At 72.6% G+C, this 20,052-nt stretch carries 14 protein-coding genes; 6 read left to right on the top strand and 8 right to left on the bottom strand.

What is annotated here, in order from left to right; genetic code table 11:
- Positions 1–391 precede the first annotated feature (391 nt).
- A complete protein-coding gene (locus tag JT723_RS06125) occupies positions 392–766 on the top strand; it encodes an SAV_915 family protein (protein WP_205043443.1) in 375 nt (124 codons plus the stop codon).
- Here the strand turns inward: JT723_RS06125 and JT723_RS06130 are convergent.
- The 5 genes from JT723_RS06130 to glgX all read right to left on the bottom strand — a co-directional run bounded on the left by JT723_RS06130 (position 705) and on the right by glgX (position 9,061).
- Complete coding sequence (locus tag JT723_RS06130) at positions 705–2,570, bottom strand: ABC transporter ATP-binding protein (RefSeq protein WP_205043444.1); 1,866 nt, start codon at positions 2,568–2,570, stop codon at positions 705–707. The two genes, JT723_RS06125 and JT723_RS06130, sit on opposite strands and share 62 nt — an antisense overlap.
- Complete coding sequence (locus tag JT723_RS06135; RefSeq protein WP_205043445.1) at positions 2,567–4,429, bottom strand: ABC transporter ATP-binding protein; 1,863 nt, start codon at positions 4,427–4,429, stop codon at positions 2,567–2,569. Before JT723_RS06135 ends, JT723_RS06130 begins: the two co-directional genes overlap by 4 nt.
- Before the next feature lie 117 nt (positions 4,430–4,546).
- Positions 4,547–5,293: an SDR family NAD(P)-dependent oxidoreductase gene (locus JT723_RS06140; protein WP_205043446.1), complete on the bottom strand. Its 747-nt coding sequence runs from the start codon at positions 5,291–5,293 to the stop codon at positions 4,547–4,549.
- Between the two features lie 91 nt (positions 5,294–5,384).
- Positions 5,385–6,677 carry an MFS transporter gene (locus JT723_RS06145; protein ID WP_205043636.1) on the bottom strand — a complete coding sequence of 431 codons (1,293 nt, stop codon included), beginning with the start codon at positions 6,675–6,677 and terminating at the stop codon, positions 5,385–5,387.
- A gap of 80 nt (positions 6,678–6,757) precedes the next feature.
- Entirely contained in the window at positions 6,758–9,061 is a 2,304-nt protein-coding gene (gene glgX / locus JT723_RS06150; RefSeq protein WP_205043637.1) for a glycogen debranching protein GlgX, read from the bottom strand.
- A gap of 247 nt (positions 9,062–9,308) precedes the next feature.
- Here glgX and JT723_RS06155 point away from each other — a divergent pair, with 247 nt between their 5' ends.
- The 5 genes from JT723_RS06155 (at position 9,309) to JT723_RS06175 (ending at position 15,504) form a co-directional block, all read left to right on the top strand.
- Positions 9,309–10,562 carry a L,D-transpeptidase gene (locus tag JT723_RS06155; protein WP_251512448.1) on the top strand — a complete coding sequence of 418 codons (1,254 nt, stop codon included), beginning with the start codon at positions 9,309–9,311 and terminating at the stop codon, positions 10,560–10,562.
- 494 nt (positions 10,563–11,056) lie between these two features.
- The gene (locus JT723_RS06160; RefSeq protein WP_251512451.1) at positions 11,057–12,253 is read left to right on the top strand and encodes a L,D-transpeptidase; all 1,197 of its coding nucleotides are present in this window, start codon (positions 11,057–11,059) and stop codon (positions 12,251–12,253) included.
- 51 nt (positions 12,254–12,304) lie between these two features.
- Positions 12,305–13,072 (top strand): enoyl-CoA hydratase/isomerase family protein, encoded by a 768-nt coding sequence (locus JT723_RS06165; protein WP_205043447.1) that lies wholly within the window; start codon positions 12,305–12,307, stop codon positions 13,070–13,072.
- A gap of 288 nt (positions 13,073–13,360) precedes the next feature.
- Positions 13,361–13,903, top strand: coding sequence for an ATP-binding protein (locus JT723_RS06170; RefSeq protein WP_205043448.1), 543 nt, complete (start codon positions 13,361–13,363; stop codon positions 13,901–13,903).
- Positions 13,904–14,076: 173 nt separating this feature from the next.
- Positions 14,077–15,504 carry a galactose-binding domain-containing protein gene (locus tag JT723_RS06175; RefSeq protein WP_205043449.1) on the top strand — a complete coding sequence of 476 codons (1,428 nt, stop codon included), beginning with the start codon at positions 14,077–14,079 and terminating at the stop codon, positions 15,502–15,504.
- Positions 15,505–15,607: 103 nt separating this feature from the next.
- On the opposite strand, the gene JT723_RS06180 is transcribed toward JT723_RS06175, so the two are convergent.
- The 3 genes from JT723_RS06180 to JT723_RS06190 form a co-directional block, all read right to left on the bottom strand.
- Positions 15,608–16,543 carry an NADP-dependent oxidoreductase gene (locus JT723_RS06180; RefSeq protein WP_205043450.1) on the bottom strand — a complete coding sequence of 312 codons (936 nt, stop codon included), beginning with the start codon at positions 16,541–16,543 and terminating at the stop codon, positions 15,608–15,610.
- Positions 16,544–16,548: 5 nt separating this feature from the next.
- Positions 16,549–17,067 carry a GtrA domain-containing protein gene (locus tag JT723_RS06185; RefSeq protein ID WP_205043451.1) on the bottom strand — a complete coding sequence of 173 codons (519 nt, stop codon included), beginning with the start codon at positions 17,065–17,067 and terminating at the stop codon, positions 16,549–16,551.
- Positions 17,068–17,520: 453 nt separating this feature from the next.
- On the bottom strand, positions 17,521–19,944 hold the full coding sequence (locus JT723_RS06190) for a DUF8508 domain-containing protein (protein WP_205043640.1): 2,424 nt from the start codon (positions 19,942–19,944) through the stop codon (positions 17,521–17,523).
- Positions 19,945–20,052 lie beyond the last annotated feature (108 nt).

A 20,052-nucleotide genomic window follows, 5' to 3' on the forward strand; every position in this document is an offset into this window, starting at 1 on the left:
CGTTGCTGTGGATCGGGGCACAGAGTGGCACTCTTTACCTGTTCATGTCAGTCCCGTGGTGCCAACTTGGCTGAATTCGTTCGGCTTCCGGTTGTCGCCGTCCGCATAACGGGCGGATGTGAGGGCCGTGTTGCGGGCATGAGAAAACATCCGCCGCTTCGCCCGTTCAGAACCGGGGCGTACCGGGCGCATCGCACCCCCACGGCGTCACCCAACTAGGGTGAGGCCAGGGGTAGTTGGGCACCGCTGCGACACAACAAGGCGGAATGGCGCCAGTGTTGCCATGAGTTGGTCAAGAACGGTCGGCCGGGCGCGGGCCGCTCGTAGCCTGCTGTCGGTGCGCCCTCCGGCACACCGGGTGAGCGTGCAAGCCGAGGTGATGATGTCCCGCATGTCCGAGCCGTCCGGCGCCGGCGGCCCTGACGGTACCCCCGCGGCCGGCCACCCGGTCCGGATCCCGGGCGACACCCGGCTCTACGTGCCCGCCCACCCGCGCCCGCCGGCCGGCCCTGCCCAGGAGTCCGCCGTCGGCCTGGCGCTGCAGACCGTGCCCGCGACCGGCGAACTGGTCGCCGTCGCCTTCACCACACTGGACGCCCTGGTGGCGGCCCTCGGCGAGTGCCAGCCGTGGATCACCCTGCCGGCCGGCCGCCTCGCGGAACTCGTCAGCCGCGGCGGCCTGGCCCGCATGAGCATCAACCCGGTCAGGCCAGGCCCTCACGCCAGGCCGCGTCCAGCTGGGCATAGTGCCCGTCCCCCGCGATGAGGTCCGCCGGGGTGCCGTCCTCCACGATCCGGCCGTCGCGCATCACCAGCACCCGGTCGGCGATGGCCACCGTGGACAGCCGGTGCGCGATGATCACCGCGGTACGCCCGGTGAGCACCGTCTGCATCGCGAACTGCACGGCACGCTCGCCCGGGATGTCCAGCGACGACGTCGCCTCGTCCAGGATCAGCACCCCGGGGTCGGCCAGCAGCGCCCGGGCGAAGGCGACCAGCTGGCGCTGACCCGCCGAGATCCGGCCGCCGCGCTTGCGCACGTCGGTGTCGTAGCCGTCCGGCAGCGCCGTGATGAAGTCGTGCGCCCCGATCGCCCGGGCCGCCGCCTCGACCTCCTCCCGGGTCGCGTCGGGGCGGCCGATGGCGATGTTGTCCGCGACGGTGCCGGAGAAGAGGAAGGCCTCCTGCGTCACCATCACCACGCCCCTGCGCAGGTCCGCCGGTGACAGGTCCACGAGCGGCACGCCGTCGAGCAGCACCCGGCCGCCGGTCGGGTCGTAGAAGCGGGCGAGCAGCTTGGCCAGCGTGGACTTGCCCGCGCCGGTCGCACCGACCACCGCCAGGGTCTGCCCGGCCGGCAGCCGCAGGTCGAAGGGCGGCAGCACCTCGCCGCCGGTGCGGTAGCCGAACCGCACCCGGTCGAAGACCACTTCGCGCCCCGGGTGCCCTTGCGCGGTCGGCGGCAGCGCGACCGGGTGCTCGGGCGCGGGCACCGTCGGGGTCTGCGCGAGCAGCCCGGCGATCTTCTCCAGCGAGGCCGCCGCCGACTGGTAGGAGTTCAGGAACATCCCGAGGCGGTCGATCGGGTCGTACAGCCGCCGCAGGTACAGCACGAAGGCGGCGAGCACGCCCAGCGCCATCCCGCCGCCCGCGACCCGGTAGGCACCCCACACCACGATGCCGGCCACCGCGATGTTCGCGATCAGCCGGGAGGTGACGACGTAGCGGGCCATCTCCAGGATCGCGTCGCCGTTGGCCCGGTAGTGGCGGTGGTTCAGCTCGGCGAAGGACGTGTCGTTGGGCTGCTCGCGGCGGAAGGCCTTGACCGGGCGGATGCCGTTCATGGTCTCGGTGAACTTCACGATGACCGCCGCGATCGCGGTGGAACGCCGCCGGTAGGCGAGCATCGAGCGGCCCTGGAAGCGGCGGATCGCCACGTACAGCGGCACGTACGACACCAGCGTGACCAGGCCGAGCCGCCAGTCCAGGAAGATCAGCAGCACCGAGATGTACACCACCGACAGCACCACCCCGATCAGCTCCTCCAGGCCGTCGGTCAGCAGCTCCCTGATCGACTCGACGTCGGAGGTGGCCCGGGCGATCAGCCGGCCCGAGGTGTAGCGCTCGTGGAAGTCCAGGCTCAGCGACTGGGCGTGCCGGAACATCCGGGCGCGCAGCTCGATCAGCACGTCCTGGCTGATCAGCGCGGCCACCCGGATGAAGGCGCGCTGCAGGGCGCCGGCCGCGACACCGCAGCCCAGGTAGCCGCAGGCAACCGCGATCAGCGCGCCGTGCCGGCCCTCGCGCATCTGCGGGATCGCGTTGTCGATGGCGTACGCCACCAGCAGCGGGCCCGCCTGCACCGCCGCCTGCTGGACCAGCAGCAGCACCGAGGCGAGCCACACCAGCCGCGAGTGCGGGCGCAGCAGCGAACGCAGCAGCAGCGCCTGCGCGTTCTTCGGCGCGGGCAGCCGGTCCTGGTCGAAGGCGTCCGGTTCGGCCGGCGCCGGGGCGTGGACCGGCTCGGCCTCCTCCCGGTCGTCCAGCTGCTGCTCGGTGGCTGACGTCATCGGGCGTCGCTCCTTTCCAGGGGCTCCACGGCGGTGTCGAGGCCCGACATCAGACGGCGGTATTCGGTGTTGTCGCGCAGCAGCTCCTGGTGGGTGCCGACCGCGCTGACCCGGCCCTGGGAGAGCAGCGCCACCCGGTCGGCGAGCGCCACCGTCGACGGCCGGTGCGCCACGACCAGGGCGGTGGTCTCCCGCAGCACGTCCCGCAGCGCCGCTTCCACCAGGGCCTCGGTGTGCACGTCCAGTGCGGACAGCGGGTCGTCGAGGATCAGGAACTGCGGGCGCCCGACGACCGCGCGGGCCAGCGCGAGGCGCTGCCGCTGGCCGCCGGACAGGCTCAGGCCCTGCTCGCCGACCTGGGTGTCCAGGCCCTGGGGCAGGGCGTGCACGAAGCCGCACTGGGCGATCTCCAGCGCCCGCAGCACCGCCGCCTCGTCAGCGCCGGACGGGCCGGCGCCCATCGCCACGTTCTCCCGGACGGTCGCCGAGAAGAGGGTGGGTTCCTCGAAGGCCACCGCGACCAGTTCGCGCAGCCGCGCCACCGGCATCGCCGCGGTGTCCGCGCCGTCCAGCGTGATACGCCCCGAGGTCGGCTCGTGCAGCCGCGGCACCAGGGCGGTCAGCGTGGTCTTGCCGCAGCCGGTGGCGCCGACCAGGGCCATCGTCTCGCCCGACCTGATGTGCAGGTCCACCCCGGTCAGCACCGGGGCACTGCCCGCGGGCGCGTCCGGGTAGCGGAAGCCGACCCCGGCCATCCGCAGCCCGTCCCCGCCGGGGCGGACCGCTGCCGGATCCGCTGTCAGATCCGCAGTGAGGTCTTCTGCGTCCTTGCCGTCCGCCGCTTCCGAGGCCTCGGCGCCCTGCATGGTCATCGGCTCGAAGTAGCGGTCGGCGGCGGTGGCCGCCTCGTTGCTCATGGCCAGCAGGAAGCCGATGGACTCCACCGGCCAGCGCAGCGCAAGGGCCGTGGTCAGGAAGGCCACCAGGGTGCCGGTCGACAGCTTGCCGTCGGAGACCTGGAGGACGCCGACGACCAGGGCCACACCGATCGCCAGCTCCGGCAGCGTCATGATGATCGCCCACAGGTCCGACAGCAGGCGGGCCTTGTGCAGCTCCGTGCCGCGCAGGTCGCGGGCCTGCTGGTGGAAGGCCTGGGACTGGGTGCGGTGCCGCCCGAAGGCCTTGATGATGCGCACCCCCAGCACCGACTCCTCGACCAGCGTGGCCAGGTCGCCCGCCTGGTCCTGGGCGCGGCGGGCCGCCAGGGCGTACCGCGTCTCGAAGCGCATGGAGAGCACCACGAGCGGCACCGCGGGGCCGAGCAGGACCAGGGTCAGCAGCGGGCTCTGCGCCAGCAGGATGCCGAAGCCGATGAGCATCGTGGTGGCGTTCACGAACAGGAAGACCAGCGGGAAGGCCAGGAACATCCGCAGGATCTGCAGGTCCATGGTGGCCCGGGAGAGCAGCTGGCCCGACGCCCACCGGTCGTGGAAGGACACCGGCAGGCGCTGCAGCCGCTGGTAGAGGTCGCTGCGCATCGAGGCCTCGACGCCGGCCAGCGGTCGCGCCACCAGCCAGCGCCGCAGCCCGAACAGGCCCGCCTCCAGCAGCCCGAGCAGCAGCACCAGGCCGCCGCCGAGCCAGACGCCCGACGGGTCCTGGTCGGTGACCGGGCCGTCGACCAGCCACTTGAGCACCAGCGGGATCAGCAGCCCCATGCTGGAGGCGACCACGCCCACCACGGCCGACGCACCGAGCCGGGCGCGGATGGGCCGCACGTACGGCCACAGGCGCAGCAGCGAGCGGATCGAGGACCGCGAGCGGGCGGCGGGCGCGGGGTCAGGGGTCGTGGCAGGCATCACTCCTGACAGTACGGTCGCCCACTGACACGATTCACCTGGTTTTCGCCACCGGCCGACTCCGCGGGCGGCGCGGACCTGCCCGGGTGGCGCGTCCCGCCCGGGCGGCACCGGGCCTCAGACCGTGAAGCCGCCGTCCACGTGGACGACCGCGCCGGTCATGTACGAGGCCGCGTCCGACGCCAGGTGCGCCACGACCGCGGCGATCTCCTCGGCGGCCGCGTACCGCCCGAGCGCGGTGAAGCCGCTGACGGTCTGCGCGTACGGCCCGTCCGCAGGGTTGGCGTCGGTGTCCGTCGGTCCGGGGTGCAGCAGGTTCACCGTGATGCCCAGCGGGCCGAGGTCCCTGGCCAGGCCCTTGGTCATCCCGGTCAGCGCGGTCTTGGTCAGGGCGTAGAGGGTGTGGCCGGGGAAGGTGGTGCGCTCCCCGACGTTGCTGCCGACGCTGATGATCCGGCCGCCGCTACGCATGTGCCGGGACGCGGCCCTGGCCGCCAGGTACGGGCCGCGGACGTTGACCGCGACGGCCCGGTCGAAGTCGGCGGCGCCCAGGTCGGAGACCGGGCCGACCATGTAGGCGCCGGCGTTGTTGACCAGGATGTCCAGCCGCCCCCACGCGGCGGCGGCCCGGTCCACCGCCTCCTCGATCGCGGCCGGGGCGCCGCTGTCGGCCCGCAGGGCGAGCGCCCGCCGCCCCATGCCGCGGATCTTGTCCGCGACGGCTTCCGCTGCTGCCGTGTCCCGCCGGTAGGTGAAGGCGACGTCGGCGCCGCCTTCTGCCAGCCGCAGCGCGACCGCCGCCCCGATACCTCGCGAAGCCCCGGTGACCAGGGCGGTTCTGCTGTCGAACTCGGTGGTGTCCATGGCTTCGATCCTGGTCGGGCGCCCCGCCGGAATCTGGCGGGATTCGGCCGTCGAAGCGGCCGGGAGCCGTCGACGTACCCCCCCCGAGCCGTCAGCCCGCCTTGCCAGGCGCCGCCCTGCGCAGCCCGCGTACCGCGGGGATCGCCAGCAGGGTGCTGCCGACCGCGAGGGCGAACAGGCCGCCCGCCTGGAGTACGTGCCGCGCCCCGAAGGCCGCCGCGGCCGGACCCGCGAGCGCCTGGCCGACCGGGAACATCGCGACCGAGCCTGCGACCTCGTAGGCGTGGATGCGGTTGAGGATGTCGCCGGGGACCTGGGTCTGCACGCTGGTCGCCCAGTTGACGCCCCAGAAGGCCCAGCCGACGCCCGCGGTGAAAAGGCAGCAGCACAGCGCGGGCACCGGCAGGTCGAGGCCGACCGAGGCGGGCATGAGGGCGACCGCGAAGACCCCGAAGCTGCCCGCACGCAGCGGGTGTTCCGCGCGCAGCCGCATCGCCAGCAGCGCACCGGCCGCGGTGCCCGCGCCGAGCGCCGAGTTGACCAGGCCGTACGCGCCGGCGCCGTGCTCGGGGATGATCTGGCCCGCGGCCAGCGGGGTGTAGGGGCCCATGACGCACAGCGTGTAGACCGTCCACACCAGGATCACCGCCCACATCCAGGTGCGCGCCCTGAACTCCCGCCAGCCCTCGTGGAGATCGGCCCTGAAAGTGGTGCCGCCCGCGGCTGCCGCCTCGCGCGGCGGTGCCGGGGCCAGCCGCAGGAACATCAGGCACAGGCCGCTGGTCAGATACGTGGCCGCGTGCACCGCGAAGACCACGCCGGCCGAGCTGAAGCCGACCAGCACACCGGCGAGCGCGGGTCCCGCGAGGCCGGCGGCCGACTCGGCGGTCCTGGTCACCGCGTTGGCGCCCTGCACGTCGTGCGCGACCCTGACCACCGTGCTGGCCACGCCCGGCTGGAAGGTCGCCGCACAGGTGCCGTTGACGACCCCGATCACCAGCACCTCCCACAGCCGCACGCTCTGGGTCAGGAAGAGGAAGGCGGCCGTCGACTGGGTGCAGACCCGGACCAGGTCGGAACCGATCATCATGGCACGGGCGTTGAAGCGGTCGGCCAGGACGCCGCCGAAGATGACGAAGCCGGCGAAGCAGGCGCTGGCGGCGGCCATCACCAGGCCGATGTCGCCGGCCGAGTAGCCGTAGGACAGCAGGCCCGCGGACAGGGCGACGGGCAGCATCGTGTCGCCGAGCATGGCGACGGAGCGGGCGGTGAAGTAGAGCCGGAAGGGCGTCGACCAGAGGGGTCCTGCGGGCGGGCGGTAGGCGGGGACAGCCGGTGCTGCCGCCTGCCCCGAGCGGGGTGCGGAGGAGGTCACCGGGCTCATGGTGGACTGGACCACTGGTGGCGTCCAGTCCTTTCACCAAGTTGGTCTGATGATTGAACTCACTTGTTGCCCTGCGGACTTCATCCCGTCGCCGCGGCCTCCCCGCGTACCGCCCGGTAGAGCCGGAGCGAACGCGCCCCGACCCGCACCTCCGTCCCGGCCGCCGCGTGCGGCACCCGCGGCGGCGCCGACTGCGCCTCCTGCGCGGTGTCCAGCTGCAGTTCGTACGACGCACCCCACGGCATGCCCGGCAGGCGGAAGCCGACCGGCTGGTGGTGGGCGTGCACCACCAGCAGGAAGCTGTCGTCCACCATCGGCTCGCCCCGGGCGCCGCGGTGCGGGATGTCGGTGCCCGACAGGTACATCCCGAGCGTCGACGCCGGCGCGAACCACTCCGCGTCGGTCAGCTCCCGCCCGTGCGCGCCGAACCACGCCACGTCCCGCAGCCCCTCCGGCGCGGTCGCAAGACCCGAGAAGAAACCGCCGCTGCGCAGCACCGGGTGCTCCTTGCGCAGCGCGATCAGCCGCGCCGCCAGGTCGCGCAGCCCCGCCCAGCCCGGGTCGGACAGCAGCGACCAGTCCACCCAGCTGGTCTCGTTGTCCTGGCAGTAGGCGTTGTTGTTACCGCCCTGCGTGCGCCCCATCTCGTCGCCCGCGACCAGCATCGGCACCCCCGTCGACAGCAGCAGCGTCGAGAGCAGGTTGCGGATCTGCCGCCGCCTCAGCGCCGCCACCGCCGGGTCGTCGGTGGGACCCTCGGCCCCGCAGTTCCACGCCCGGTTGTCGTCGGTGCCGTCCCTGCCGTCCTCCCCGTTGGCCTCGTTGTGCTTGCGCTGGTGGCTGACCAGGTCGCGCAGCGTGAAACCGTCGTGCGCCGTCACGTAGTTCACCGACGCGTACGGCCGCCTGCCGCCCCAGTCGTACAGGTCGCTCGACCCCGACAGCCGGTAGCCCAGGTCCCGCACGTCCTCGGTGGCGCCGCGCCAGAAGTCCCTGACGGTGTCGCGGAAACGGTCGTTCCACTCCGTCCACAGCGGCGGGAAGGCGCCCACCTGGTAGCCGCCCGCCCCCACGTCCCACGGCTCGGCGATCAGCTTCACCCGGCGCAGCACCGGGTCCTGGGCGATGACCGCGAGGAAGGGCGAGAGCATGTCCACGTCGTGCATCGAGCGGGCCAGTGCCGCCGCCAGGTCGAAGCGGAAGCCGTCCACGCCCATCTCGGTCACCCAGTAGCGCAGCGAGTCGGTGATCAGCCGCAGCACGTGCGGCTGCGTCACCGCCAGCGTGTTGCCGCAGCCGGTGTAGTCCGCGTAGCCGCGCGGGTCCGCGCCCAGCCGGTAGTACGTGCGGTTGTCGATGCCGCGCAGCGACAGCGTCGGGCCGCCCTGGCCGCCCTCCGCGGTGTGGTTGTAGACCACGTCGAGGATCACCTCGATGCCCGCCGCGTGCAGCGCCCGCACCATCCGCTTGAACTCCCCGACCTGCCCGCCGCCGGAACCGCTCGCGCTGTAGGCCGCGTGCGGGGCGAAGTAGCCGATCGAGTTGTAGCCCCAGTAGTTGCGCAGGCCGCGCCGCTCCAGGTGGTCCTCGTGCGCGAACTGGTGCACCGGCAGCAGCTCCACCGCCGTCACCCCGAGCCCGGTCAGGTGCGCGATCGCCGCCGGGTGCGCCAGACCCGCGTAAGTGCCGCGCAGCTCCGGCGGGACGTCCGGGTGGCGCCGGGTGAAGCCGCGCACGTGCAGCTCGTAGATCACCGTGTCCGACCACGGCGTCTTCGGGCGGCGGTCGTCCTCCCAGTCGTCGTCATCGTCGACCACCACGCCCTTGGGCACGAAGGGCGCCGAGTCGCGGTCGTCGCGCACCGTGTCGGCGACCGGCGCGTCCGGCCAGTCCCGCGCATGCCCGTACACCTCGGGGACCAGCACGAAGTCGCCGTCCACCGCCCGCGCGTACGGGTCGAGCAGCAGCTTCGCCGGATTCCACCGGGCGCCCGTCCACGGGTCCCAGCGCCCGCCGACCCGGTAGCCGTAGCGCTGCCCCGGCAGCACACCCGGCACGAAGCCGTGCCACACCTGGTGCGTCAACTCCGTCAGCGGCGCCCGCGTCTCGGTGCCGTCCGGTGCGAACAGGCACACCTCGACGGACTCCGCGCCGCCCGCCCACAGCGCGAAGTTGGTGCCCGTACGCCCGTCCGGACCGGTGCGGAAGCGGGCGCCCAGCGGCTGCGGCGACCCCGGCCACACCTGCGCACTGGGCGGCTCGCGGCGGGGGCGGCCGCCGTGCGGGGCGACGGCGCGCTGCGCCGGGGGAGCGGCGAGGGTGCCGTTTCCCCTGGCCGCGGGGGCGTTCTGCGCGCCCGGCGCGTCCGGTTCCGCGGGGGGCAGCGGGGAGCCCTGCACCCACCCGGATACGCCGGCCTCGCGGGTCTCCGACACGTGTTTCCTCCCACGGCTCGGACACGGCCGTCGCTTCGCCTGGCGTCCCGTGCCATGCGGCCGGCCGTGTCCCTGCCCCATTCCTTCCCACCGCGGGCCTCCGACTCACCCCCTGCGACCGGCCGGGCAGCGCCCACCGCCGGGATACGGGCCGCGCGGTGCGTTTCCCCGGCGGCGGCAGCGTCGTTGACGGGGCGTGAGCAAAGCGGTGTGGCGCGCGGGGCGCGCGGGTGCGGGTGCCGGCGCGGGCGCGAGTGCGTGGCTGGGTGTGGGTGCGGTGCTGTGCGCGTTCGCGCTCGGCGGCTGCGGTACGGGTGCCGGCGGCGGCACGCCCGACGGCAAACCGGCGGACGGCACGGTCAGCGCCGCCCCCCAGCTGTCCCAGGCGGTGATCACGGTCGCACCCGGCGACGGCGCCAAGGACGTCGCCGCGGACGGCGCCCTCGCCGTCACCGTCGAGCAGGGCACCCTCACCGAGGTCGACGCGCAGGCCGCCGACGGCACCCCCGTACCCGGGACGCTGTCCGCCGACCGCCGCAGCTGGCACCCCACGTCCCGGCTCGCCCTCGCCACCCAGTACTCGGTGGACGCCCTCGCCGTCGACCCGCAGGGCCGGGCCGCCGCCAAGCACGCCGTCTTCACCACCGTCGTGCCGCAGCACACCGTCATCGGCTTCTTCACCCCCGAGGACGGCGCCACCGTCGGCGACGGCATGATCGTGACGCTGCGCTTCAGCCGCCCCGTCACCGACCGGGCCGCCGTCGAACGCGGCATCACGGTCGACGCGGACCCGGCCGCCACCGTCGTCGGCCACTGGTTCGGCGACCAGCGGCTCGACCTGCGCCCCGCCGACTACTGGCAGCCCGGCACCCGCGTCACCCTGCACCTGCGGCTGCGCGACGTCGAGGCCGCCCCCGGCGTCTACGGCACCCAGTCCAAGGACGTGCACTTCACCATCGGCCGCGACCAGCGCTCCACCGTCGACGCGGCGGCCCACACCATGACCGTCCGCCGCGACGGCCGGGTCGTCCGCAGCCTCGACGTCTCCGCCGGCGCACCCGGCCACACCACGTACAACGGCGTCATGGTCATCACCGAGAAGTTCCCGGTGACCCGGATGGACAGCAGGACCGTCGGCTTCGGCGGCGAGTACGACATCCCCGACGTCCCGCACGCGATGCGGCTCACCCGCTCCGGCACCTTCGTGCACGGCAACTACTGGTCCTCGCCCGACGTCTTCGGCCGCACCAACGTCAGCCACGGCTGCATCGGCCTGCTCGACACCAAGGGCGGCGGCCCCGACACCCCGGCCGGCTGGTTCTACGCCCACTCCCTGGTCGGCGACCCCATCCGGGTCGTCAACTCCCACGACACCACCGTCGCCCCCGACAACGGCATGAGCGGCTGGAACATGACCTGGCAGCAGTGGACGGCCGGTTCCGCCCTCTGAGTCCCGTTTTCTCCGGCTGGGAAACCTGTGAACTCCCGCCAGGGGGAACCGAATCACTCTTTCGTGCGTCGATCTTGACGACCACGTGTCGGACACTGCGGCCTGCCCGCACGCCCCGCGCACACGGTTGTACGCCTGCACGACAGCAAGGAGTGACGCCATGTCCTGCTCGAACCCCGACTGCCGCAAAATGGGGTGCAGCACAGAACCCAAGCCCCGTCCGTCCCAGCAGGGCGGCCCACGCAAGGGCTGAACGCGGCCCGAGGCACCGCGCTCGCACGTCCGTACGGGCGGCCCCGCGGGGATGGACGCACACCGCACCCGGGTACACAGAAATCTGGGACGGAATGGTGACATAGCCGGGTGCCCGGGCACGCCCGAGGTGTGGTTTTCTAGCGCCGTCCGGGGGAGTCCAGGGCAGTGAGCGCGGGTAGCGGGGCAGGGGAGCAGCGGAAGTGAAGCCGATAGGTGTGGCGCCTGGCATCAGGAGAAGTGTGACGGCGCTCGCGCTCGGCGCGGTGCTGCTGCTCGGCACCGCGTGCAGCGGAGGCGGCGACAGCGGCGGCTCCGCCGCCGGCGACCCCAAGGCGCCCGGCAGCAGCCCTTCCGCCACGGCGGACACCGTCGCCTCGACCGCGGTCGTCACGATCGCGCCCGGCGACGGCGCGGACGACGTCGCCACCACCGGCACCCTCAAGGTCGCCGCGACCGGCGGCAAGCTGTCCAGCGTCGTCGTCAAGGACGACAAGGGCACCCAGGTGCCCGGTGAGATCAGCGCCGACGGCCTCGGCTGGACGCCCACCGGCCACCTCGACACCTCCACGCAGTACACGGTCGACGCCAGCGCCAAGGACCCGGCGGGCCGGGAGTCCGACAAGCACTCCACCTTCACCACGGTCACCCCGAAGGACACCTTCGTCGGCTACTTCACCCCGGAGGACGGCTCCACGGTGGGCGTCGGCATGGAGGTCTACCTCAGGTTCAACCGGCCGATCGCGAACAAGAAGGCCGTCGAGGACGGCGTGCGGGTGAGCGCCTCCCCGTCCGTCCCGGTCGCCGCCCGCTGGAACGGCAGCCAGGAGCTGTACATCCGCCCGGCCGACTACTGGGCCGCCGGCACCAAGGTCACCCTCGACCTGGACCTCAAGGGCGTCGAGGGCGCCCCCGGCGTCTACGGCAAGCAGCAGAAGCAGGTCCACTTCACCATCGGCCGCCGCCAGGTCAGCATCGTCGACGCCGCCAAGCACTCGATGACCGTCTACCGCGACAACAAGCCGGTCAAGACCATCCCGATCTCCTCCGGCGCCCCGGAACACACCACGTACAACGGCAAGATGGTGATCTCCGAGAAGTACATCACCACCCGGATGAACGGCGACACGGTCGGCTTCGGCGGCGAGTACGACATCAAGGACGTCCCGCACGCCATGCGCCTGACCACCTCGGGCACCTTCATCCACGGCAACTACTGGGCGGCCCCCTCGGTCTTCGGCAACAGCAACACCAGCCACGGCTGCGTGGGCATGCGCGACACCCGCGGCGCCCACGACTCGACGACCCCCGCGGCCTGGTTCTACGACCACTCGATCCTCGGCGACGTGGTCCAGGTGATCAACTCCAAGGACAAGACGGTCCAGTGGTACAACGGCCTGAACGGCTGGAACCTCCCCTGGAGCCAGTGGAAGTCCTGACCTGCCGGGCCGCCGCACCGCATCCCGCGGGCTTCGTCGTAGGCTCGCGGGATGACTGTGACCCTCGAAGTCGACGACGGTGTCGGCACTGTCCGGCTGGACCGGCCGCCGATGAACGCGCTGGACAGCGCCATGCAGGACCGGCTCAAGGAGGTCGCGCGGGAGGCTGCGGCGCGGCCGGACGTGCGGGCCGTGGTGCTGTGGGGCGGGGAGAAGGTGTTCGCGGCGGGGGCGGACATCAAGGAGATGCAGGGCATGTCCTACGAGGACATGGTGGACCGGTCGGGGCCGCTGCAGGAGGCCTTCACGGCGGTGGCCAGGATCCCCAAGCCGGTGGTGGCCGCGGTGACCGGGTACGCGCTGGGCGGCGGCTGCGAGCTGGCGCTGTGCGCGGACATCAGGATCGCCGCGGACAACGCCAGGTTGGGGCAGCCGGAGATCCTGCTCGGGCTGATCCCGGGGGCCGGCGGCACGCAGCGGCTGGCGCGGCTGGTGGGTCCCTCGCGGGCCAAGGACCTGATCTTCACCGGGCGGATGGTGGGCGCGGCCGAGGCGCTGTCGATCGGCCTGGTGGACCAGGTGGTGCCGGCCGGCGAGGTGCACGCGAGCGCGCTGGCCTGGGCGGCGCGGCTGGCCCGCGGGCCCGCCTATGCGCTGCGGGCGGCGAAGGAGGCGGTGGACGCCGGCCTGGAGACCGACCTGGACAGCGGGCTCGCCCTCGAAAAGTCGCTGTTCGCCGGGCTGTTCGCGACGGCCGACCGGGAGATCGGAATGCGCAGCTTCATCGAGCACGGCCCGGGCAAGGCGGAATTCCACTGAGCGCGACCCGCGAGGAGATCTGTACGATTGCCGTACAGGTGCTCGAACGGCAGTAGCTCACGGGTGGCGGCCCACCTTAAGGCAGTCTTAAGAGAGCCTTAAGGAATTTCGGGCCGCCACCGATCACCGGGATGGTTGGCTTCGTCAACATCGCAGGCCGGACCGGCCGTAGCCGCCCGATTCATGCCACCGGAATATGCCGAAACGGCGGGATGGAACGGGTCATTCCTCTTCGTCAATTCCCTCCGTTGCACCCCGCGACGAGGCGTGTACGGCCATGATGAACCCATGGCGGGCAGGGGTGGATCCGAGCAGCCGCAGCGGGTGGACGCGAATACCGCCGCGGGTGCCGCACCCGTACTCTCCGGCGAATCCGGCGAATCCGCTGCCCCCTCCGACCTGGCCGACCCCGCGGAAGCGGCCAGCGGAGTCCTCGACCTGCTGGGCGACCCGTCCGCGGAAGAGGTCCATCTGACCTCGCGCCCCGAATCCGCCTCGACCGCCCGCCGGTTGGCGCTGTCGGTGGTCCGGCTGTGGGGGCTCCCGCAGTTCGGCGACACCGTCGAGCTGCTGGTCTCGGAGCTGGTCGGCAACGCCGTACGCCACACCGGCGCCCGCAGCTTCGGGCTGCGCATGCGCCGCCGCCGCGGCTGGGTGCGGGTCGAGGTGCGCGACCCCTCGCGGGCGCTGCCCTGCCTGCTGCCGGTGCACGACCTGGACATCAGCGGGCGTGGCCTCTTCCTGGTCGACAAGCTCTCCGACCGCTGGGGCGTCGACCTGCAGCCGCGCGGCAAGACCACCTGGTTCGAACTGCGGGTGCCCGAGCGCTAGTCGGCCCGCCGCCAGGCGCCCCCCGGCCACCCGCCCCGCACCGCCGATATCCGCGGCCTTGACGCGGCCCCACCGCAGTACTAGAAAGCCCTTGCTCGAAGAGAGCGCTCTCAAGCACCAGCCCCGGGAGCGCTCAGCCACCCCACATGGCACATCGGGACAGGAGACCACGCATGTCCACCGGACACGCACCAACACCCCCCACCCGCCGCCGCCCCCGGCGGCTCCGGCTGAGCCTGGCCGCGCTGACCGTCGGCGCGCTGAGCCTGGCCGGGCTCGCCGTCGCCGCGGCACCGGGCGGCGCGGCCACCCCGGCCGCGGCGCCGCAAGCCGCGGCACCCGCCGCCGCGCAGGCAGCCGCACCGGCCGCCGTACCGGCACCGCCGGCCGGCTTCACCACCACCTGGAGCGACGACTTCAGCGGTGCCGCGGGCACCGGCGTGAACACCGGCAACTGGAAGTACGACACAGGCCCGGGCAGCAGCTTCGGCACCGGCGAGATCGAGACGATGACCAACAGCACGTCCAACGTCTTCCAGGACGGCAACGGCCATCTCGTGCTCAAGGCCCTGCACAGCGGCAGCGACCCGCGGTCCGGCTGGACGTCGGGCCGGATCGAGACGCAGGCGGCGACCTTCGGGGCGCCCGCCGGCGGCGTGGTGATGATGCAGTCGTCGATCCAGCAGCCGAACCTGACCACCGCCAACGGGCCGGGCTACTGGCCGGCGTTCTGGATGCTCGGCTCGACGCTGCGCACCGGCACCAGCTGGCCTACCTCCGGCGAGGTCGACATCCTGGAGGACATCAACTCCCGCAGCTCCGTGTTCGGCACCCTGCACTGCGGCACCAACCCGGGCGGCCCGTGCAACGAGTCGACGGGTATCGGCAGCGGTGAGAGGGCCTGCTCCGGCTGCCAGACCGGCTACCACACCTACGCGGTGCAGATCGACCGCTCGGTCTCGCCCGAGCAGATCCGCTGGTACCTGGACGGTGCGAACTACTTCACCGTCAACTCCACGCAGGTGCCCGCCGCGACCTGGACGGCCGCCGTCGACCACCCGTTCTTCATCATCTACGACCTGGCGATGGGCGGCGGCTTCCCCGACGCCTTCGGCGGCGGCCCCAACTCCGCCACCGTCTCCGGCGGCCAGATGAACATCGACTACGTGGCCGTCTACAACAAGGGTCCTGGCAGCACCACTCCGCCGCCGGCCGGCGGCAACCTGTCGCAGGGGAAGACGGCCACCGCGTCCTCGACGGAGAACGCCAGCTTCCCGGCCGCCAACGCCGTGGACGGCAACACCGGCACCCGCTGGTCGAGCGCCTTCAGCGACCCGCAGTGGATCCAGGTCGACCTGGGCGCCGGCCACACCATCAGCCAGGTGAAGCTCAACTGGGAGGCGGCGTACGGCAAGGCCTTCCAGATCCAGACCTCCGGCAACGGCACGAACTGGACCACCGTCTACAGCACGACCACGGGCACGGGCGGCAACCAGACGATCGACGTCAGCGGCAGCGGCCGCTATGTGCGCGTCTACGGCACGCAGCGCGCCACCGCCTACGGATATTCGCTGTACGAATTCCAGGTGTTCGGCAGCTGACCGGCCGCATGGGGCCGAGCAGCGTCGGCCCCGCCTGACGGGCGGGCCGGACCCGGTGTCCGGCCCGCCCCACCGCACCCGGGGACTTCCCGGCCCTCCCAGGTCAGGGCAGCAGCACGATCTTTCCGGCCAGGTGGCCGGCCTCGCTGGCGCGCTGGGCGTCGGCGGCCTCGGCGAGCGGGTAGGCCCGGTGGATGGCCACGTCGAGGGTGCCGGCCTCGTGCAGAGCCAGGGCCTCGGCGAAGGCCGGCACACCGCGGTAGCCGGCGGGGCCGGCGCCCGAGCTGAAGGCGACACCGTACTCGCCCGCGGTGACGGGGCTGCCGATGGTGAGCACCCGCTCCTTGCCGCCGGTCAGTTCGACGGATGCAGCCAGCGACTCGGCGAGCCCGGTGGTGTCGAAGGCCGCGTCCACGCCGTCGGGTGCCGCCTCCCGCACCCGCTCGACGACGCCGGGGCCGTAGCTGACCGGGACGGCGCCGAGCCGGCGCAGGTGCTCGTGGTTGGCCTCGCTCGCGGTGCCGACCACCCGCAGCCCGCGGGAGACGGCGAACTGCACGGCCAGCGTGCCGACTCCGCCCGCCGCCCCGTGCACGACCAGCGTCTCGCCGGAGCGCACGCCGAGCGCCTCAAGGGCGCGGAAGGCGGTCTCCGCGGCGACCGGCAGTGCGGCGGCCTCCTGGAAGCCGAGGGAGGCCGGCTTGACCCCCAGCTTGGCGGCCTCGGCGAGGGCGAGGGCGGCGTAGGAGCCGGTGACGGTCGGCCCGAAGACCTCGTCGCCGACCGCGAGCCCGCTCACGCCCTCCCCGACGGACTCCACCACGCCCGCGGCCTCGACGCCCGGCACGTGCGGCAGCGCCACCGGGAAGACCGCGTTCATGTACCCGGCCCTGATCTTGTGGTCGAGCGGGTTGACGCCGGCGGCGCGCACCGCGATCCGCACCTGTCCCGGGCCGGGTTCCGGTACGTCGGTCTCCAGCGGGTGCAGCACGTCGGCCGAGCCGAACTCGGTGAAGGCGATGCCCTGGGCCTTGGTCATGGAAGTCACGATCCTTGCAGCAGTCGGGGAGCCGAGGTGTAGGGAACGGCGGTGCGCCGTCCGGCATTCCCCATCCTCGCCGCCCCGCGCCGCAGCCGCTCGGGGAAGCGCGACGCGCCCCCGGCGGCGAAGACCACGTGCCGCAGCAGCAGGAAGCGCGCGATCCCGGCGAGCCCGGAGGCGCCCAGGTAGACGCCCTGCCGCAGCAGCGCTCCGCCACCCGGGTGCAGCCCGTCGAAGGCGAGCATGGCGCCGGTGGTGAAGGCGTACGACAGGGCGACGGTCAGGCCGCTGGCGGCGTGGTCGTTCCAGCCGGCCCCGCCGCGCCCGAAGGTGAAGCGCCCGTGCAGTTCGGTGGCCAGGACCGTGGAGGCGACGGTGACCACGGCGTTGGCGAGTGCGAAGGGCACCCGGTGGCCGACCAGCAGCAGGACGCCGCTGGCCAGCAGGGTGACGCCGCCGCCGCAGATCACGAAGCGGACGAAGGCGGCGACAGGTCCGCTGCGTGCCGTCGGCGCTGCCATGGTCAACTCCTCTGTCGGGGGCGGCCGCTGGGCGGCGGCCTGCTCGTGGACGACTGTGTCGCAGCAGGCGGCCGCGGCCCATCCGGCGCATCCCCCATTGCAGGTGGGGGCTACCCCCACCCTCGTCTCGGGGTTTACCCGAGTCGTATCGACAGAGGAAAATATTAGAAGCCCAAGAGGAGAATTTCCCGTGATTTTCAAGGTGCGTGGCGCACATCACCCGCACATCGCTCGGTAGATTGCCGCTTATGCCTGAAATAAGCAAAATGCCGGTTTGCTTCGTCCGCGGTCTCCGTGCCACAGTCGTGACAACGGCCGCACGACCCGAGCGAAGCCGTTCCACAAGCGCCGTGGACCACACCCCCCCCTGCTCCGCGGCGGTATCGAAGAGGCCCCTCACGCTGTCGTAACCCGACGCGAGGGGCCTCTTCGCATTGAACCGTGCCGGGGAGACTACGGGCGCAGGCGGATGACCTGCGGGTCGTGGTCGCTGGTCTGGTTCGCGAACTCCGAGTTGATGTGCACCACGTCGTAGTCGACGCGCTTGTCCAGGTTCGGGCTGACCAGGATGTGGTCGAGCACCTGGGAGTTGCCCTCGTACACGTACGAGTAGCGCTCCTTGACCGGGAGGGTGTTGACCAGGTCGGTCAGCACCGTGCCGTTCTCGGTCAGGCTCTGGACGGCCGGCGAGAACTGGTAGTCGTTCAGGTCGCCGAGGACGACGACCGACGCCTTCTTGTCCGCGGTCTCCAGCTGCTGCACGAAGTCGTGCTCCAGGATCGCCTGGCGCACCCGCTGCACCTCGGAGCTGCGCACCGGCGGCTGCAGGTGGCTGTCGATGCCCTGGTCGCCGCCCTTGCTGTCGAAGTGGTTGGCGATCACGAACAGCTTCTTGCCGCGGAAGGTGAACTGGCCCACCAGCGGCTTGCGGCTGGTGTTCCACGCCTGGTCGGCGGGCGCGATCCGGCCGGGGGAGGCGGTCAGCGACGTGGCGTCGCCGGTGCCGGTGATGCCGACCGGGGTGGTCGAGTCGCCGCCGGCGATGTCGGTGAAGCCGACCCGCTGCGGGTTGAACAGGAACACCGAGCGGATGTTGCCGCCGGGCTGGCCGCCGTCCTTGTCGTTGACCGGGTCGATCTCGCGCCACTGGTAGCGCGGGCCGCCCGCGGCCACGATCGCGTCGGTGAGCTTGGTCAGCGTCTGGTCGGCCGCGACCGTGCCGTCGTCGGTGGCGCCGTTGTTGTCCTGGATCTCCTCGAGCGCCACGATGTCGGGCGAGCGCAGGTTGTGCACCAGGCCCTGGGCGAGCGCGTCGAACTTGGACTGCGGGTTGCCGGGCGCCAGGTTCTCCACGTTGTACGTGCCGACGGTGACCTGGTCGGCGGACGCCTTCGCGGTGACCTCGGGCTGCAGGCCGCCGCTCTTGACGGTGCCCAGCGTGCGGGCCTGGATCGCGTAGGTGCCGGCGAACTGGTTGTAGTCCAGCGGACCGGTGGTCGTACCGCGCAAGGTGTCGCCGACGTTCGCGGTCGGGAAGGGCGAGGTGGCGGTCGGGATGAGCGACTGCACCATCAGGCGGCCCGAGTTGGGCTGGTCGTAGCCCGTGTAGAGGGTGCCGCCGCGCTTGGTCGGGTTCTGCCGGGGCTTGACCGTGACCCACAGCTCCGAGTACGGGTCGGACGCGCCGACCACCCGGGTGTCGTTGATCTGGACGTTCATGCCTTCGAGCGAGGCGTACAGGTCCAGCGCGTACTGGTCGGGCCGCAGCGGCAGGTCCTCGATGCTGCCGCCGCCGGCGCTCGGCACGAAGGCGTCCGGCACCGACGTGTCGTTCAGCACGACGGGCGCGGGCAGCGGATTGCCCGAGGACACCGTGGTCACGGTGGGCTTGGTGATCTCGGTGATCGCCTGCACACCGGTCGAGGCGCCGCCCGGGTAGTACTGCGAGACCGTGCCGGCCACCGAGACGCTGTCGCCGAGCGCGACGGTCGGGCTGGAGCCGGTGTAGACGAAGATGCCCTCGCTGGTACGGGGGTTGGCGTCCGGGTTCGGGTCCTGCATCCAGAAGCCCTTGGACGAGCCGTAGTCCCGCACACCGGTGACGATGCCGGTCGCGCCGGTGATCGCCTGGCCCGCGAAGGGCGAGTTGCGGGTGTCGCCCTGGATGTCGTGGATCTTCGCCTCGGTGCCGGCGGGGGGCGTGGTCGGCGGGGTGGTGGGGGGCGTGGTGGGCGGCTGGGTCGGGCCGCCGCCGTCGCCGCTGTTCTGCGGGGTGGGCGCGCCCGCGGTGAAGTCCGCCGCGTTGTCGTCGGTGTCGGCGAGCGTCCCGCCGCGGGTGACCGAGTTGCTGTTGCTCGCGCCGGCCGCCGCGCCGCTGCCCTCGTGGACCAGCGCGGTGCCGTAGCCGACCAGGTCCTTGACCCGCGGGTCCGCCGCGCAGTCGGCCGCGGTCAGGCAGGTCAGCGGGTCGGCGCCGGTGACCAGTGCGACGGTGCCGGTGGTGCCCGACATGTTGACGGCGCCGCTGGCGTCGGGGGTGGGCAGCGGTGTGGTGCCGCCGGTGCCCGCGCCCTCCTGGACCAGGTAGCGGGCGCCGCCGGCCAGCGAGCCGGTGAGCGGGGTGGCCTGCCACTTCGACGTCGCCGTCGGCGCGCCGGGCAGGTACTGCACGCTGTAGCCGCCCAGGTCCACCGCGGCGGCACCGGCGTTGGCCAGCTCCACGAAGTCGTTGGTGTAGGTGGCGCCGGAGTTGCCGCCGCCCCCGTAGACCTCGGCGATCAGTGCGTCCGCGGACGGCGCGGCGAAAGCGGCGTGCACGCCGATCCCGGCGATGACCATGGCACCGGCTATGCCGATCGGCAGGAATCGCTTGCGCATGCCGGTGGGAAGGGATCTGGCGGGGCGGTTCGATGCCTCGGCGGCCTCAGAGGGGTGCGACACCGGAGGGGCTCTCCTTCGGGGGGACGGCGGGTGGTGACGGCGCGT

Origin of the sequence: Actinacidiphila bryophytorum, assembly GCF_016916835.1 — a bacterium.
GTDB classification, from domain to species: Bacteria; Actinomycetota; Actinomycetes; order Streptomycetales; family Streptomycetaceae; genus Actinacidiphila; species Actinacidiphila bryophytorum.

Coding starts and splice junctions, on each gene's coding strand:
- JT723_RS06125 (WP_205043443.1), top strand. CDS start 392: ATGTCCGAGCCGTCCGGCGCCGGCGGCCCTGACGGTACCCCCGCGGCC.
- JT723_RS06130 (WP_205043444.1), bottom strand. CDS start 2,570: ATGACGTCAGCCACCGAGCAGCAGCTGGACGACCGGGAGGAGGCCGAG.
- JT723_RS06135 (WP_205043445.1), bottom strand. CDS start 4,429: ATGCCTGCCACGACCCCTGACCCCGCGCCCGCCGCCCGCTCGCGGTCC.
- JT723_RS06140 (WP_205043446.1), bottom strand. CDS start 5,293: ATGGACACCACCGAGTTCGACAGCAGAACCGCCCTGGTCACCGGGGCT.
- JT723_RS06145 (WP_205043636.1), bottom strand. CDS start 6,677: ATGAGCCCGGTGACCTCCTCCGCACCCCGCTCGGGGCAGGCGGCAGCA.
- JT723_RS06165 (WP_205043447.1), top strand. CDS start 12,305: ATGACTGTGACCCTCGAAGTCGACGACGGTGTCGGCACTGTCCGGCTG.
- JT723_RS06170 (WP_205043448.1), top strand. CDS start 13,361: ATGGCGGGCAGGGGTGGATCCGAGCAGCCGCAGCGGGTGGACGCGAAT.
- JT723_RS06175 (WP_205043449.1), top strand. CDS start 14,077: ATGTCCACCGGACACGCACCAACACCCCCCACCCGCCGCCGCCCCCGG.
- JT723_RS06180 (WP_205043450.1), bottom strand. CDS start 16,543: ATGACCAAGGCCCAGGGCATCGCCTTCACCGAGTTCGGCTCGGCCGAC.
- JT723_RS06185 (WP_205043451.1), bottom strand. CDS start 17,067: ATGGCAGCGCCGACGGCACGCAGCGGACCTGTCGCCGCCTTCGTCCGC.
- JT723_RS06190 (WP_205043640.1), bottom strand. CDS start 19,944: ATGCGCAAGCGATTCCTGCCGATCGGCATAGCCGGTGCCATGGTCATC.